Origin of the sequence: Phreatobacter stygius, assembly GCF_005144885.1 — a bacterium.
In the GTDB taxonomy this organism is placed as follows: Bacteria; Pseudomonadota; Alphaproteobacteria; order Rhizobiales; family Phreatobacteraceae; genus Phreatobacter; species Phreatobacter stygius.
Genome location: NZ_CP039690.1, coordinates 2,512,354 through 2,527,089, shown reverse-complemented (window position 1 = coordinate 2,527,089; position 14,736 = coordinate 2,512,354). Strand labels below are relative to the sequence as shown.

At 66.3% G+C, this 14,736-nt stretch carries 14 protein-coding genes; 11 read left to right on the top strand and 3 right to left on the bottom strand.

Features of this window, described 5'->3' with window-relative positions; translation table 11 throughout:
- Window positions 1–131 precede the first annotated feature (131 nt).
- The 7 genes from E8M01_RS11605 to E8M01_RS11575 all read left to right on the top strand — a co-directional run bounded on the left by E8M01_RS11605 (window position 132) and on the right by E8M01_RS11575 (window position 9,065).
- Window positions 132–1,025 (top strand): EamA family transporter, encoded by an 894-nt coding sequence (locus E8M01_RS11605; protein WP_136960263.1) that lies wholly within the window; start codon window positions 132–134, stop codon window positions 1,023–1,025.
- A 406-nt stretch (window positions 1,026–1,431) separates the two neighbouring features.
- Window positions 1,432–1,767, top strand: coding sequence for a DUF1236 domain-containing protein (locus E8M01_RS11600; RefSeq protein ID WP_170181867.1), 336 nt, complete (start codon window positions 1,432–1,434; stop codon window positions 1,765–1,767).
- A 165-nt stretch (window positions 1,768–1,932) separates the two neighbouring features.
- The gene (locus E8M01_RS11595) at window positions 1,933–2,646 is read left to right on the top strand and encodes a response regulator (RefSeq protein ID WP_136960261.1); all 714 of its coding nucleotides are present in this window, start codon (window positions 1,933–1,935) and stop codon (window positions 2,644–2,646) included.
- The gene (locus E8M01_RS11590; RefSeq protein WP_136960260.1) at window positions 2,643–3,965 is read left to right on the top strand and encodes an ATP-binding protein; all 1,323 of its coding nucleotides are present in this window, start codon (window positions 2,643–2,645) and stop codon (window positions 3,963–3,965) included. Before E8M01_RS11595 ends, E8M01_RS11590 begins: the two co-directional genes overlap by 4 nt.
- 131 nt (window positions 3,966–4,096) lie before the next feature.
- Window positions 4,097–4,468 carry a hypothetical protein gene (locus tag E8M01_RS11585; protein ID WP_246088690.1) on the top strand — a complete coding sequence of 124 codons (372 nt, stop codon included), beginning with the start codon at window positions 4,097–4,099 and terminating at the stop codon, window positions 4,466–4,468.
- Between the two features lie 78 nt (window positions 4,469–4,546).
- Entirely contained in the window at window positions 4,547–5,797 is a 1,251-nt protein-coding gene (locus E8M01_RS11580; RefSeq protein WP_136960259.1) for an efflux RND transporter periplasmic adaptor subunit, read from the top strand.
- A 13-nt stretch (window positions 5,798–5,810) separates the two neighbouring features.
- Entirely contained in the window at window positions 5,811–9,065 is a 3,255-nt protein-coding gene (locus E8M01_RS11575; protein WP_136960258.1) for an efflux RND transporter permease subunit, read from the top strand.
- Window positions 9,066–9,136: 71 nt separating this feature from the next.
- On the opposite strand, the gene E8M01_RS11570 is transcribed toward E8M01_RS11575, so the two are convergent.
- Window positions 9,137–10,489 (bottom strand): spinster family MFS transporter, encoded by a 1,353-nt coding sequence (locus E8M01_RS11570; protein WP_136960257.1) that lies wholly within the window; start codon window positions 10,487–10,489, stop codon window positions 9,137–9,139.
- Between the two features lie 292 nt (window positions 10,490–10,781).
- On the opposite strand from E8M01_RS11570, the gene E8M01_RS11565 reads away from it, so the two are divergent.
- The 4 genes from E8M01_RS11565 to E8M01_RS11550 all read left to right on the top strand — a co-directional run bounded on the left by E8M01_RS11565 (window position 10,782) and on the right by E8M01_RS11550 (window position 13,598).
- On the top strand, window positions 10,782–11,057 hold the full coding sequence (locus E8M01_RS11565) for a DUF6489 family protein (protein ID WP_136960256.1): 276 nt from the start codon (window positions 10,782–10,784) through the stop codon (window positions 11,055–11,057).
- A gap of 259 nt (window positions 11,058–11,316) precedes the next feature.
- On the top strand, window positions 11,317–11,754 hold the full coding sequence (locus tag E8M01_RS11560; RefSeq protein ID WP_136960255.1) for a hypothetical protein: 438 nt from the start codon (window positions 11,317–11,319) through the stop codon (window positions 11,752–11,754).
- 91 nt (window positions 11,755–11,845) lie between these two features.
- Window positions 11,846–12,460, top strand: a complete 615-nt coding sequence (locus E8M01_RS11555; RefSeq protein ID WP_136964574.1) for a L,D-transpeptidase — start codon at window positions 11,846–11,848, stop codon at window positions 12,458–12,460.
- A 100-nt stretch (window positions 12,461–12,560) separates the two neighbouring features.
- Window positions 12,561–13,598: an amino acid ABC transporter substrate-binding protein gene (locus E8M01_RS11550; protein ID WP_246088688.1), complete on the top strand. Its 1,038-nt coding sequence runs from the start codon at window positions 12,561–12,563 to the stop codon at window positions 13,596–13,598.
- A 40-nt stretch (window positions 13,599–13,638) separates the two neighbouring features.
- Here E8M01_RS11550 and E8M01_RS11545 read toward each other — a convergent pair whose 3' ends face one another.
- Together E8M01_RS11545 and E8M01_RS11540 are read right to left on the bottom strand one after the other, a co-directional pair.
- Window positions 13,639–13,935 carry an HdeA/HdeB family chaperone gene (locus tag E8M01_RS11545; RefSeq protein ID WP_170181866.1) on the bottom strand — a complete coding sequence of 99 codons (297 nt, stop codon included), beginning with the start codon at window positions 13,933–13,935 and terminating at the stop codon, window positions 13,639–13,641.
- Between the two features lie 25 nt (window positions 13,936–13,960).
- Entirely contained in the window at window positions 13,961–14,668 is a 708-nt protein-coding gene (locus tag E8M01_RS11540; protein WP_170181865.1) for an HdeA/HdeB family chaperone, read from the bottom strand.
- Window positions 14,669–14,736: the final 68 nt, after the last annotated feature.

Sequence of the window (14,736 nt, the reverse complement as noted above, 5' to 3'; positions counted from 1 at the left end):
TTATCAATCGAGGGGCCGGCAATTAGCTGCGGTCCATGGCGCGGTGAAGCGCCTTCCGTTGTCACGACGAAAGACTTGCCGGCACGGCCCTGCCGTCGCCGCTGCGTCGTTTTCATTCTGGCCGAGGCATCATGACGCGCCGTTCCGACCTGCTGTTGACCGCGATTGCGCCGGCCATCTGGGGCAGCACCTATTTCGTCACCACCGAATTCCTGCCGCAGGGCTATCCGATGACGGTCGCCATGCTGCGGGCGCTGCCGGCCGGCCTGCTTCTGCTGCTGCTGGTGCGCGAACTGCCTCGGGGGATCTGGTGGCCGCGCGCCTTCCTGCTCGGCGCGCTCAACTTCTCGTTCTTCTGGGCCATGCTGTTCGTCGCGGCCTACCGGCTTCCGGGTGGCGTCGCCGCAACCGTTGGCGCGATCCAGCCGCTGTTCGTCATCTTCCTGGCGCGCGGCCTGCTCGGCTCGCCCATGCGCGTGCTCGCCATTGTCGCGGCGATCGCCGGCATGGCCGGGGTCGCGCTGCTGATCCTGACGCCGCAGGCGACGCTCGATCCGATCGGCATCGCCGCCGGGCTCGCCGGTGCCGTCTCGATGGCCTTCGGCACGGTGCTCAGCCGGTTCTGGCAGCCGCCGGTCTCGCCGCTGACCTTCACGGCCTGGCAGCTGACCGCCGGCGGCATCCTGCTGGTGCCGGTCGCCTTCGTGCTGGAGCCGGCCCTGCCGGCGCTGACGCAGGCCAACATTGCCGGCCTTGCCTATCTCGGCCTGATCGGCGCGGCGCTCACCTATATCCTCTGGTTCCGCGGCGTCGCCCGGCTCGAACCCTCGGTCGTCGCCTCGCTCGGCTTCCTCAGCCCGGTGACCGCGGTCATTCTCGGCTGGTGGCTGCTCGGCCAGGCGCTGAGCCCGCTGCAGATCGTCGGCATGGCCGTGGTGGTCGGCAGCGTCTGGCTGAGTCAGCACATTCAGAGCGGGGGTCAGAAGGTGGTGTCGGCGATCGCGGCGGAACGGGCGGAGACGTAAGGGCGATCGTGCCTATGCGGCGGAGCAAGAACCGTGCAAGCGACTGGCGACTTGCGGCTCCACCATGCATCGCCGCCTGATGCAAGAACTGCAAAGGTTGCATCGGACAGCTGCCATCATCCGTTCAAGCGCTACGGCTCTTGCGCCGCACCGGATATCGCCGACGGGCCCACCCCAGATCGGGGGGCAAGGGCTCGGTAACGAGAGCGACCGGAACATCGGAAGAACGCCGTTCGATCATCCGGTGAGGATGTCGCTTGATGTTACTGTTTATGTCTTTTGCCTTTCAGCGTATTTCGAAGTATTACGAAATATATTGTTGTAATATATCGATTGATCGACATGCATTTCTCTAGCATCAACATGTCATCGGCACTCTCATCGAGGCCGCAACATGGAGAAATCGATGTCAGTACTCGCAAGGATCCTGGCCCTGTCGCTCGTCGCCGCCATTCCCGCGATCACGACCCAGCCGGTTCGGGCGCAAGGCGCCAGCGATGCCGCGCAATCCTATTCCGCGGATGAGCGCGCCTTCCTCGATGGCTATATCAGCCGGACGGCCATGCCGTCGGCGACCATTGCCGGCGATGTCACGGTCGGCACCCAGCTCGCCGGCAATCTCAGCTATCACGCGATCGACGGTCACCCGCGGTTCCGTGGTCACCGCTACACCCATGTCAACAACAACCACGTGATCGTCGACGGCAACAACCGGGTGATCGCGATCCATCGCCACCACTGACGCGCAGGTGGGCATGACCCGGCCGCCGTCCTGTCAGGGGCGGCGGCCACGCGCCGCGCCGTACAATCCGTAACAGAGCAGCAACATGGGGGCACATTTGGCGCTGTAGGGTGGCGGATGCCGGGGCGCCGATCGCGCCGCCTCATCCTGTCACTGCGAGACACCATGAGCGACCCGCATATCCTGCTCGTCGACGATGACGGCGAGATCCGCCGCCTCGTCGCGAAATTCCTGCGCGAATCCGGGTTTCGCGTCACGCCGGTGCGCGACGGTCGCGAGATGCGCGAGACGCTGAAGGCGACCGATGTCGACCTGATCATCCTGGACCTGATGCTGCCCGGCATCAGCGGCCTGGAGCTCTGTCGGGAGCTGCGCGCGGAATCGGCCATTCCGATCGTCATGCTGACCGCCCGCGGCGATGACATGGACCGCGTGCTCGGGCTCGAATTCGGCGCCGACGATTATATTTCCAAGCCGTTCAACACGCGCGAACTGGCGGCCCGGATCCGTGCCGTGCTGCGCCGGACCTCGTCGCCGGCGGAAGCGCGCGCCAACCAGTCCTGGCGTTTCGCCTTCGACGGCTGGACGCTCGACACGCGCCGGCGCGAGCTGACCGACACGCGCGGCGTCGTCGTCGATCTCTCGACCGGCGAATATGACCTGCTCCTGTCCTTCGTCGAGGCGCCGCAGCGGGTGCTGTCGCGCGATCATCTGCTCGATGCCGCGCGCAACCGGGTGTCGGCGGCTTTCGACCGGTCGATCGATGTTCAGGTCAGCCGGCTCCGGCGCAAGCTCAGCGGCGGTGACCAGGCGCAGGACATGATCAAGACGGTGCGCGGCCTCGGTTATCTGTTCATACCCGAGGTGGCGCGCGCGTGAGGTGGCTGTTCGAGACCCTGGTCGGGCGGACGGTGGTCGTCCTGCTCCTGGGCATCGCCACCGTCCAGGGCAGCAGCCTCTGGTTCTACGAAGCGACGCTCAACAGCGAAGCCGTGCTGGCCAATGAGAAACAGCTCGCCGAGCGCCTGACCGCGATCTATCGCGCCGTCCTGCACATCCCGCCGCGTGACCGCGACGCCTTGACCCACGATCTCGCCGGCGGCGTCATCGAGGCGCATTGGGGCCTGCAACGGCGCGCCAGCGCCGACCCGCTGGCGACCGAAACCTGGGCCGGGCTGCGCGACCGGCTGGTCGCGGCGGTGCCGGCCTGGGCGGAGAACGGCCTCGTCATCGGCAGCGACCAGGCCAATGCCAGCAGTCATCTGGCGGCCATCTCGATGCAATTGCCCGACGGTTCGTGGCTCAATGTCGACCTGCTGGCGAGCCATAGCCACCATTCCCGCTCCGACAGCGCGATCCTGTCGACGACCCTGATGGCGTTCGGCGTGGTGATCGTGGCCGTGCTGCTGATCCGCTGGCTGACCCGGCCGCTGGAGCGCTTCGCCGAGGCCGCCCGCAAGCTCTACGCTTCGGCGGACCGGGCGCCGGTGCCGGAGACAGGGCCATACGAGATCAGGACGCTTGCCCATGCCTTCAACGAGATGCAGGGCCGCATCCGTCGCCTGATCACCGCGCGCACCCAGGCGCTGGCGGCAGTCTCGCACGACCTGAAGACGCCGCTGACCCGCCTGCGCATGCGCATCGACGAGATCGGCAATGCCGAGACGCAAAGGGCGATCGCCGCCGACTTAAGTGAAATGGAAGCGATGATCGACGCCACCTTGAGCTATCTCAGGGGCGACCGGTCGGACGAAGAGATGCGGCCGGTCGACCTGATCGCGATCATCGCAACCATTGCCGATGATGCCCGCGATGCCGGCGACAGCGTCAGTCTCGACGCGCCCCGTTCGATCGTGGTGCACGGCCGGCATCTGGCGCTCAAGCGGGCGCTGACCAACCTCATCCAGAACGCCATCAAATATGGCGGCGTCGCCGCCATCACGGTTCGTGCCGAGCACGGGCAGGCCCGCGTCTGCGTGGCGGATGAGGGGCCGGGCATCCCCGACCAAGACATGGACGCAATGTTCGAGCCGTTCGTCCGGCTCGATCACTCGCGCAACCGCGGCTCCGGTGGTTTTGGCCTGGGTTTGACCATAGCCAATGAAATCGTCCGCGCCCATGGCGGCACGATCAGCTTGGCAAATCGGACGGAAGGCGGGCTCTGCGTAACTGTATTACTTGAAGCGCAGTCTGATTAGCCCGTCATATTTCGTTACAAAGCCGAAATACTCCGACGTGGATTTTCCGCTACATCGCTTCGCCATGCCGTTGCTGCACTGCGGTGATGGCAAAGACGGCCGCGATGGCCTTGTCCATGGAGGATGACCCGATGTTGAAACATGTCCTGGCCGCGCTGATGGCCGTCAGCCTCTCCTCCGGCGCGATGGCAAGCGGGCCCGAGCGTGGTCCGAATGGCGGCTGGAAGATCGATGCCGGCGCGCGGCATCATGTCGAAGTGGTGCTGGATGGCACGAGCAATGTCGTGGTCTACCTGAGCGACGAGCGGTCGCGACCCGTCGCCGCAACCGGCTTTACGGCGAATGCGACGATCGTCGTCAACGGCACCACCCATCGCTTTCCGCTGAGCCCGGCCGACGGCCCGCGCCTGACCGGCACGGCGCCAGTGGCGATCCCGGCCGGCAGCAAGGGCGCGATCCAGCTGAGCATCCCCGGCGGGTCGACGGTTCGCGCCACGTTCTGACCGCCGCCGTGACCCTTGCTGACTGAGCGCCGCTCGCGAGAACCCGCGGGGGATCGGGCGGCTGCGAAGGATATGTCCATGAAGCCGATCCTCATCGCGATCTCCGCGCTGGTCGCCGGCGTGCTCCTGAGCGTGCTGGCGCCGCAGATCCCGCAATCCGCCCGCGGGCTATTGACCTCGACCGGCCTGGTGACCGCGAGCGGGGTCGACGCGCGCGCGACGCCGGCGGCAAGCGAGGCCGGCCACGGCGCCAGCGGAGAGGCCGAGGGCACGCTGCGGATGGATGCCGCGCGGATCGAGACGGCACGGATCAGCCTGGCAACCGTCGAAGCCGGCACCTTGAGCCGGCACCTCGTCGTTCCCGGCGTGATCGTGCCGGACCGCAACACGATCTGGCGTATCGCCGCCAAGGTTGTCGGCACGGTCGCCGAGCTGCGCAAGGGTCTCGGCGACGAGGTCCGCCCGGGCGAGGTGCTGGCGATCCTGGATAGCCGCGAGGTGGCCGAGGCCAAAAGCGAATATGTCGGGGCCCAGGTCAATTTTGGCCTGCAGAAGACGCTGTTCGAGCGCGAGGAAACGCTCTGGCAACGCCGGATCCAGGCCGAGCAGCAATATCTCAAGGCCCGCAACGCTTTCACGGAAGCGCAGCTCCGGGTGCATCTGGCGCGCCAGAAATTGTCGGCGCTGGGGGTCAGCGATCAGGAGGTCTCCGGCCTCTCGATGCAGACCGTCAACGGCCTGCAGCGTTATGAAATTCGCTCTCCGGGCGGCGGCCGGGTGGTCGAGCGGATCGTCGATCTCGGCGCGCCGGTTGGTGGCGAGGGCCAGGCGAAGGAGCTGTTCGTCATCGTCGACCTGACCTCGGTCTGGGTCGAGCTGACCGTGTCGACCGCCGACCTGGCCGAGATCAAGGAAGGCAATAGGGTCCGGATCAGCGCGGGCGGGACCGACCGGCGCTCCGAGGGCAAGGTGGTGTTCATCAGCCCGCTTTTGAACCAGGACACGCGCTCGGCCCGGGTGATCGCCGTGATCGACAACAAGGACCATGGCTGGCGGCCGGGCTCCTTCGTCAATGCCGAAGTGGCGATCGAAGAGGCCCGCGTCGATATCCGGGTGCCGCGCGCGGCGCTGCAGACCATGGAGGGTTCGCCGGTGCTGTTCGTCCGGACCGAGACGGGTTTCGAGCGGCGTAAGGTGGTCGTCGGCAAGGAAGACGACCAGTTCGTCGAGATCGCCTTCGGTGTCGATGCCGGCGAGGTCATCGCCGTCAGCAACACCTTCCTGCTGAAAGCCGAGCTCGGCAAAGCCGAAGCCGAGCACTCGCACTAGGCGGATCGCATCCATGATCGCACGTATCCTCGCTTTCTCGGTTCATCATCGCTGGCTCGTCGTTCTCCTGACGATCGCGGCGGCGGCGTTCGGCCTGTGGTCGCTGACCAAGCTGCCGATCGACGCCGTGCCCGACATCACCAACAACCAGGTGCAGATCAACAGCCTGGCGCCGGCGCTCTCGCCGGTCGACGTCGAGAAACAGGTGACCTTTCCGGTCGAGACCGCGCTCGCCGGCATTCGCGGGCTTGAATATACCCGCTCGCTGTCGCGCAACGGCTTCTCCCAGGTGACCGCGGTCTTTTCCGAGAAGACCGACATCTATTTCGCCCGGCAACAGGTCGGAGAGCGCCTGGCCGAAGCGGAGCGAACCATGCCCGCCGGGGTCAGGCCACGCATGGGTCCGATCTCGTCGGGATTGGGCGAGATCTATATGTGGGCGGTGCATTTCAAGCCGCCCGGCGAGCGGAGCCCGGGCCGCCCCGGCGAGCCCGGGTGGCAGCGCGACGGCAGCTACCTCACCCCCGAAGGTCAGCGGCTCAGGACGGAGCTCGAACGGTCGGCCTATCTCAGGACCGTGCAGGACTGGATCATCCGTCCGCAGCTCAGGACCGTGCCCGGTGTCGCCGGCATCGACGTGATCGGCGGGTTCGAAAAGCAATTTCTGGTGCAGCCCGACCCGGGCAAGCTCACCGCGCTCAATCTCTCGTTCGGCGATCTCGCCGAAGCGCTCGAACGCAACAATGTCAGCCGCGGCGCCGGCTATCTCGAGCGCAACGGCGAGGCCTATGCTGTGCGCGCCGCGGGCCGTCTGGAATCGATCGCCGACATCGGCAGTGTCGTGGTCGCGACCCGCGACGGCGTTCCGATCAGGGTCAGTGATATCGCCGAGATCGGCATTGGCCGGGAAATGCGAACCGGCAGCGGCAGCGAGAACGGCGCCGAGGTGGTGGTCGGCACGGCGATGATGCTGATCGGCGGCAACAGCCGCACCGTGTCGGCGGCCGTCGACGCCAAGCTGCAAGAGATCAATCGTTCGTTGCCATCAGGCATCGAGGCCAAGACCGTCCTCAACCGGACCGTCCTGGTCGACGCGACAGTCAAGACGGTGGCCAAGAACCTCGCCGAGGGCGCCTTCCTGGTCATTCTCGTGCTGTTCCTGATGCTCGGCAATTTCCGGGCGGCTGTCATCACCGCGCTGATCATCCCGATCGCCATGCTCATGACCATGACCGGCATGGTGCAGGGCCGGATCAGTGCCAATCTCATGAGCCTCGGCGCGCTCGACTTCGGCCTGATCGTCGACGGCGCCGTCATCATCACGGAAAATACCCTGCGCCGGCTCGCCGAGCGGCAGCATCATCTCGGCCAAAGGCTGAGCCTCGGGGAGCGCCTGAGCACCGTCATCGAAGCCGCCGAAGAGATGATCAAACCGTCGGTCTACGGACAGGCGATCATCATCCTGGTCTATGTGCCGCTGCTGACCTTCACCGGCGTCGAAGGCAAGATGTTCGAGCCGATGGCGCTCACCGTCATCATAGCGCTCGCCGCGGCCTTCGTCCTGTCCATCACCTTCGTGCCGGCGATGATCGCCATCGCCATTACCGGAAAGGTTCAGGAGAAGGAGAACCTGTTCGTCCGCGGGCTGAAGGCCGCCTACGAGCCCTTGCTGAAGAGCGCCGTGCGTATCCCCTCAGCCTTCATCACGGGAGCCATGGTGCTGCTGGTCGGCGCTGGCCTCTTGTTCAACAGTCTCGGGCAGGAGTTCATCCCGACACTCGATGAAAAGAACATCGCCATGCACGCCTTGCGGATCCCGAGCGTTTCGCTGTCGCAGTCGCAAGCCATGCAGCTCGACGTCGAAAAGGCCGTCAGTGGCTTCGCCGAGGTCGCTTATGTGTTCTCCAAGACCGGCACGGCCGAGGTCGCCGCCGATCCGATGCCGCCGAACGCCTCCGACACGTTCATCATGCTCAAGCCCCAGTCGGAATGGCCCGATCCGACCCTGGCGAAGGACGTGCTGATCGAGCGGATCAAGGCCGCCGTGGAAAAGCTCGTCGGCAACAATTACGAATTCACCCAGCCGATCCAGATGCGCTTCAACGAGCTGCTGGCCGGTGTTCGTGGCGACCTGGCGGTCAAAGTGTTCGGCGACGAGTTCGAACCGATGCTGCGGGCGGCGAACCAGATCGCCACCATCCTGCGCGCCACCCCGGGCGCCCAGGACGTGAAGGTCGAACAGGTCGGCGGCTTGCCCTTCCTGGAGATCAAGATCGACAAGGCGGCGATCGCCCGCATGGGGCTCAGCGTCTTCGCGGTTCAGGAGGTCATCGGGGCGGCCATTGGCGGCCGCGAGGCCGGCGTCATCTTTGAAGGCGATCGCCGCTTTCCGATCGTCGTTCGCTTGCCTGATGTCGTCAGGGATGATCTGGAAAAGCTCAAGCACTTGCCTATTCCGCTTGCGGCCGCGGGGTCCGGGCGGCCGGCGTCGATCCTGCTGGAACAGGTCGCGAGCCTCTCCTTTGTCGAAGGCCCGAACCAGATCTCACGCGAAAACGGCAAGCGCCGGGTGGTGGTGACCGCCAATGTCCGCGGCCGCGACATCGCCTCGGTCGTCGAGGAAGCGCAGGCCAAGGTGCGGCAGGTGCCGTTGCCGCCGGGTTATTACGTCACCTGGGGCGGCCAGTTCGAGAATCTCGCCGCGGCCCGGCAGCGGCTGATGATCGTCGTGCCGGCCTGCTTCTTCCTGATCTTCCTCCTGCTCTATTCGGCGCTCGGTTCGCCGCGTGACGCGCTGCTGGTGTTCAGCGCGGTGCCGCTGGCGCTGACCGGCGGCATCGTGGCGCTATGGCTGCGCGGCATGCCGTTCTCGGTCGCCGCGGCCGTCGGGTTCATTGCGCTGTCCGGCGTCGCCGTGCTGAACGGCCTGGTCATGCTGACCTATATCAAGCAGCTGCTGGAGGAGGGCTTGAGCAAGCGTGACGCGATCATGCAGGGCGCGCTCACCCGCCTGCGTCCGGTCGCGATGACCGCGCTGGTCGCTTCGCTCGGCTTCGTGCCCATGGCGATCGCCACCGGCACCGGCGCCGAGGTGCAAAAGCCGCTCGCCACCGTGGTCATCGGCGGTCTGATCAGCGCGACGCTGCTCACCCTGCTGGTGCTGCCGGCGCTCTACGCCCGGTTCAGCGGGGTGCCGGCGTCGCGTGTGGCGGAGGCCGGGGCGCCGGACGACCTGCCGCCGCAGCCCAAGGCCGCGGAGACGGCTTGAAGCGAAGGGCCTCGCACCTCGACGTCCAGCCGCCGCCGCCGGCCTGCCCGATCATGCCGCTGCACGCCGGGCTAGTGCGCCGGCGCGGCACCGGTCACGAGCGGGCCTGATGTCGCCATGCCGTCGCGCATCGCCTTGGCGTCGACCGGAAAGCGGCGGGCCGCCAGGAACATCATCAGCGCGGTGACGAACAGCGACACCGGCACCAGCGACATCGCGCCATGCAGGCCGACGGCCTTGAACTGTTCGGTCATGGCCGAGGCCCCGGCCGCGGTCATGGCGGCCTGCGCATAGTGGTCCGACAGCAATCCGACAACCACCGGACCGAAGGCGCCGCCGAGCAGATAGAAGGCGGCGAAAAACACCGCGACGGCGGTGGCGCGCAGCCGCGGCTCGACGATGTCCTGCAGGGCCGGATAGACGCAGGTGTAATAGGTATATTGAAGCAGCCAGCCGAGGCTGAATATGGCGGTGAACAAGACCACCTGGCTGCTGTCGAGACGCAGCGCGTACCAGGTCGCGACGGCCGCGACGAGCAGGCTGACGGCGCCGAACAGCAAGCGGCGCATTTCCGACTTCTGGTGCATCCTGTCGGCGATCCAGCCGCCGAGCGTCAGGCCGACAAGGCCGGTGACCCCGACAATGATGCCGGTGGTCACCGCCGCCTTTTCCAGCGGCAATCCGAAATAGCGCTGCAGCACCGGCACCATGAAACTGCTGACCGAATAAGCGGAAAAATTCGAGGCGATGCCGGCCAGAATGATCCACCACATGGTCGGGATGCTCAACACCTTGCGGATCGGCTGGCTGATGGCGGCTTGCGAAACCTTGGATGTCTCGGCGGCGCCGCGCGCCGGCTCGCGGATGAACAGCATGAAGACCGCCAGGATCAGGCCGGGGATCATGGCAATGAAGAACGGCGCGCGCCACGAATCGAAGGCCTTGACCATGGCGCCGACGGTGAAGAAGGCCAGGATCAGGCCGACCGGCAGGCCGAGCATGAAAATGCCGATCGCCCGTGATCGCCTGTCGGAGGGGAAAAGGTCGCCGATCAACGCATTGGCCGCCGGCGCATAACTCGCTTCGCCGACACCGACACCAATGCGCATGATGAGGAACGACCAGAAATTCCACGCGATGCCGGTGAGGCCGGTGAAGCCACTCCAGGCGACCAGGCCCCAGGCCATGATTTTCTTGCGCGACGCGGTGTCCGCCATGCGGCCAAGCGGCAGGCCGGCGAGCGCATAGACGATGGTGAAGGCGGCGGTGATCAGGCCGAGCTGGAAATCGCTCAGGCCCCATTCGTGGCGGATCGGCTCGATCACGATGGCCGGCACCGCCCGATCGAAGAAATTGAAGAGATTGGCCAGAAACAGCAGAATGAGAACGCGCCAGGCGTTGTCGGCTTGCTTGCCTTGATCCATGTGATCGCTCCCCTCGTGACCGTTTGCCCGGCCGTTGTTCCGCTGCGTCGGCCTTGTCGAAAGCGCAGCCGGGGATCACCGAATACGCGCGCGCCGCAAGCCATGCCTCTGGCTATACGCCAGCATCCTTGCGCATGGATATGCCATTGTCTCGCTGTTGTTTGTTGCCCAAGATCACGACTGCCGGTCAAGCTGGTCCAACCGGCGCCAAAGGTGCAAAGATCTGGATCTCTTCTCCGCTGTTTGTGAACAGCAACGCAGGCGGACCGGTGGATCGGTCGAGGAGGACTGAATGAAGATCACCATCGACATCGATTGCACGCCTGTCGAGGCGCGGGTTTTCTTGGGTTTGCCGGATGTTCAACCGATGCAGACCGCCTGGCTCGCCGAGGTCGAGAAACGCATGATGGCCGAGGCGGAGAAGTTTTCACCGGAGGGACTGGCACGCATGTGGCTTTCCGGCGTGCCGACCAATGCCGATTGGCTGCCCGAGATGTTCCGCGGGCTGTTCGGTCAGGGCGCGGGCCAGGATCCGGCCAGCCGCGAGACCAAGAACAAGCCCAAATGACAGCCGGACGTGAGGCGCTCGGAGCGGCGGCGGCCGGCGAGTACCGGCACCGCCACTCCAGAATAGTACCGAGACGCACCCCGGATTTGTACCGAGATCAGATGTGGCCAGGTGACAGCCCGGGTGGAACCCCCTAGCATCGCCTCAGTAATGGTTCGCCGAGGATGTCTTGATGCCGTCTTCTTCCGGTCCGATGTCATTGCCGTCCCGGCGCATTTCCTTTCGCTCCGGCGCAAATCGATCATGGGTTAGGTTCGGCATGATTGTCGCGAGCGCTTTGCTTGCGGGCTGCGCCAGCGCTCCGGATGTCCCGTCTCCCGTCGCTCAAGGCGCCCTGCCGCCGGCCTATGCCACCGAGAGCCTGGTCGGCCGCTGGGGCGTCGCCTCGTTCCGGCGCGACCAGGACCGGGGGCGCACCGAAGCGCAGGCGCGCAGCCAATGCCGGCTGCCTTATGTGATCACCAAGGGACCGACCGACGGCGTCATCATGCATGTCGCCGACGACTCGACGCCCTATGAGCTGAAGCTCAAGGGCGGACCTGGCGGCAAGACCTATCTCGGCTTCGAGGCGCCGCCCGGCCATCCGCAGGATCGCGAGATCGTCTCGTTCAACGAGCCGGTGCTGATCATGCGGTTCGTCAATCCCGAGGTGGCCGAACGCTACGGCACGATGGTCTATGTGCGGTGCGGCCGTTGACGGCCGGACAGACCGATTTGTGATGAACCATGAGGCGGTAAACATGATGCAAGCATCCATGGCGCTGTGGCCTGCGCGGCGCTCGCTCGAGATGGTGCTGGCCGCGGCCGGTCTTGCCGGGCTTTGGCTCGCCGGACTTGGCGCGGCGCCGGTGCTGGCGCAGGGCGCGCCGGCTTCGGCGATGCGCGAGACCATGGCGATCGGTGACGAGCCGGGCCGGGTGCCGACACCTGAAGCAGAGCAGCTCGAGGGCCCCTTGGCGCGCCAGCTGGTCTATTTCCGCAGCAATGAGGCGCCCGGCACCATCGTCATCCACACCTCCGAGCGCTTCCTCTATCTGGTGCAGGGCAACAACCGCGCGCTGCGCTACGGCATCGGCGTCGGCCGCGAGGGTTTCCAGTGGTCGGGACTGCAGCGGATCAGCCGCAAGAGCGAGTGGCCGGACTGGCGTCCGCCGCCGGAAATGATCGCCCGGCAGCCCTACCTGCCGCGGTTCATGGCCGGCGGTCCCGGCAACCCAATGGGCGCACGCGGGCTCTATCTCGGCGCCACCATCTATCGCATCCACGGCACCAATCAGCCGCAGACCATCGGCCAATCGGTGTCGTCGGGCTGCTTCCGGCTGGTCAACAACGACGTCGCCGACCTTTACGAGCGCGTGCCGGTCGGAACCAAGGTGATCGTCCGCCACGCGGCGGCGCTGTGACGGCCGCCAAGCCGTCAGTTCCAAAGCCGTCAGCTCCAAAAGCCGTCATGGCCAAAGGCCATGACGGCAAGACAACCCACCAGACGCGGAGATGAGGTCCATGTTCACGGCCGCTCGAGCCGCCACGGTTAAACTGCTTGCCCTTGCCGGGGTGGCAATCATCGCGTCTGCCGCAACCGCCGCGGAAGCGCAGACCCTGAAGACGGTGCGCGATCGTGGCACGCTCGCCTGCGGGGTCAGCCAGGGACTGTTCGGCTTTTCGTCGCGCGACGACAAGGGCCAGTGGTCGGGTTTCGACGTCGACTTCTGCCGGGCGCTGGCGGCCGCCATCTTCAATGATCCGGCCAAGGTGGAGTTCGTGCCGCTCGCCGCCAACGAGCGCTTCGAGGCGCTGCAGACGCGGCGGATCGACGTGCTCTCCCGCAACTCGACCTGGACGCTGGAGCGCGAGGCCGGGCCCGGCCTGTTGTTCGCCGGCATCACCTATCATGACGGCCAGGGCTTCATGGTGGCGCGCCGGCCGAACGTCACCTCGGCGCTCGAACTCGACGGCGCCACCGTCTGCGTTCAATCGGGCACGACCACCGAGGCCAATCTGCGCGATTTCTTCGTGGCCAATGCGATGAATCTGGAGGTCCGCACCTTTCCGACCTCGGCCGAGGCGCTGAAGGCCTTCGAGACCGGCCAATGCGACGTGCTGACCAGCGACCAGTCGGCGCTTTATGCCGAGCGGCTGAAGCTGCCGCGGCCGGCGGACGCGACCATTCTGCCCGACATCATCTCCAAGGAGCCGCTCGGGCCGGTGGTGCGCCAGGATGACGTGGCCTGGTTCACCATTGTCAAATGGGTCAATTTCGCCCTGGTCAATGCCGAGGAACTGGGCATCTCGGCCAAGACGGTCGGCGAGGCGCTGGCCTCGGCGAAACCGGATATCCGGCGCTTCGTCGGCACCGAAGGCGGCTTCGGCGCACAGCTCGGGCTGGCCAATGGCTGGGCGGTTCAGGCGGTGCGCGCGGTGGGCAATTACGCCGAGATCTATGAGCGCAATGTCGGCGTGCAGTCGCGCCTCGGCATCCCGCGCGGCCTCAACCAGTTGTGGAACATGGGCGGCATCCTCTACGCCCCGCCGCTGCGCTGACGAGACCTGGCCGGCGATCGGTCCAGGCCGACGCCCCGGCTCACCGGGGCGTTCGCGGCTGAGGCGCGCGGGCGAAGTCGGGGATGAGCAGGCGCGAAGGATCGGCGCGGCATTGCGCCAATCGCTGCTCGGCGCCCTGGAGAAACTGTTCATTGTCGAGGGCGGTCGTGTCGGCATGCGCACTGGCATAGCCGTGCAGCCAGAACAGCAGCATCCGCTGCTCATCATCGGTCAGCTCGAGGAACTCGCGGCAGGCGAATTTCGAGATGTCGATCGGCTCGGCGCGGACGGCAACCGGGGCGACGAGGACGACCGCCAGGACCACGGCGGCCAGCAAGATCGGGACACGCATCGCCATGCCCTCAGCTACCGGTGCATTCGCGCGGCATGCGGGCGAGAGCCGCCGCCAGCGTCGTTGCGGGAATGCGGTGCTCGCGCGGGCCGAGCCGCACCAGGACATGGTCGCGCGCGGACAGGACCGGTGCCGCCAGGCGCCTGATCAGCCGGTCCATGGCCTGATCATCGGCCTGCGGCGGCGGGCCGAGATGGCCGGCGCGGCCGGCGGTCATGGTGATGCTTTCGCCTGGCGTCGCCTCGTTGCCAATGGTCACCTCGACCTTGGTGCCGGCCTCATAATCGGCCTCGGGTTCGAGCGCCTCGAAATAGAGCCCGAGCGAGGCGCGCGGTGGCCCGGCCAGGCACAACAAGGCCAGGCTGCCGTCGCCGAGGTCGCCACGCAGGGTATAGGCCGAGCCGCCGATATCCAGCTGGAACGAAAAGGACCGGCCGGACCGGGCCGCGGCAAAGCCGTCCTGTGCCAGGGCGCTCCGGTCGCTGACGCAGTAGTGCTCGGTGCGCCGCATCACCTGCTCGATCCGGTCGTCGATCACCGGATCGCCGTCGCGTGCGCCGGCGACACCGGCCATCCAGAACATCAGGGCGCTCCGATCCGAGCGCGGCAGATCGGTGAACCGGCGGCAGTCGAGCTTGGCCATGTCAAAGCTCTGTGTGCGCGCCGTCGCCGGGGCGACCAGCATGATCGCCAGAGCGAGGGGCCAGACGAACCGCATTCCATTCTCCATGCTTTCCCTAACGTAAACTCATAGCACCATCTGAGGGGAGCAGGTCAATGCGGGCC

Bases quoted from the DNA above. Each gene is read 5' to 3' on its own strand.
- E8M01_RS11560 (WP_136960255.1), top strand. From the start codon at position 11,317: ATGATTGTCGCGAGCGCTTTGCTTGCGGGCTGCGCCAGCGCTCCGGAT.
- E8M01_RS11570 (WP_136960257.1), bottom strand. From the start codon at position 10,489: ATGGATCAAGGCAAGCAAGCCGACAACGCCTGGCGCGTTCTCATTCTG.
- E8M01_RS11540 (WP_170181865.1), bottom strand. From the start codon at position 14,668: ATGCGGTTCGTCTGGCCCCTCGCTCTGGCGATCATGCTGGTCGCCCCG.
- E8M01_RS11550 (WP_246088688.1), top strand. From the start codon at position 12,561: ATGTTCACGGCCGCTCGAGCCGCCACGGTTAAACTGCTTGCCCTTGCC.
- E8M01_RS11580 (WP_136960259.1), top strand. From the start codon at position 4,547: ATGAAGCCGATCCTCATCGCGATCTCCGCGCTGGTCGCCGGCGTGCTC.
- E8M01_RS11605 (WP_136960263.1), top strand. From the start codon at position 132: ATGACGCGCCGTTCCGACCTGCTGTTGACCGCGATTGCGCCGGCCATC.
- E8M01_RS11565 (WP_136960256.1), top strand. From the start codon at position 10,782: ATGAAGATCACCATCGACATCGATTGCACGCCTGTCGAGGCGCGGGTT.
- E8M01_RS11600 (WP_170181867.1), top strand. From the start codon at position 1,432: ATGTCAGTACTCGCAAGGATCCTGGCCCTGTCGCTCGTCGCCGCCATT.
- E8M01_RS11555 (WP_136964574.1), top strand. From the start codon at position 11,846: ATGGTGCTGGCCGCGGCCGGTCTTGCCGGGCTTTGGCTCGCCGGACTT.
- E8M01_RS11575 (WP_136960258.1), top strand. From the start codon at position 5,811: ATGATCGCACGTATCCTCGCTTTCTCGGTTCATCATCGCTGGCTCGTC.
- E8M01_RS11595 (WP_136960261.1), top strand. From the start codon at position 1,933: ATGAGCGACCCGCATATCCTGCTCGTCGACGATGACGGCGAGATCCGC.
- E8M01_RS11585 (WP_246088690.1), top strand. From the start codon at position 4,097: ATGTTGAAACATGTCCTGGCCGCGCTGATGGCCGTCAGCCTCTCCTCC.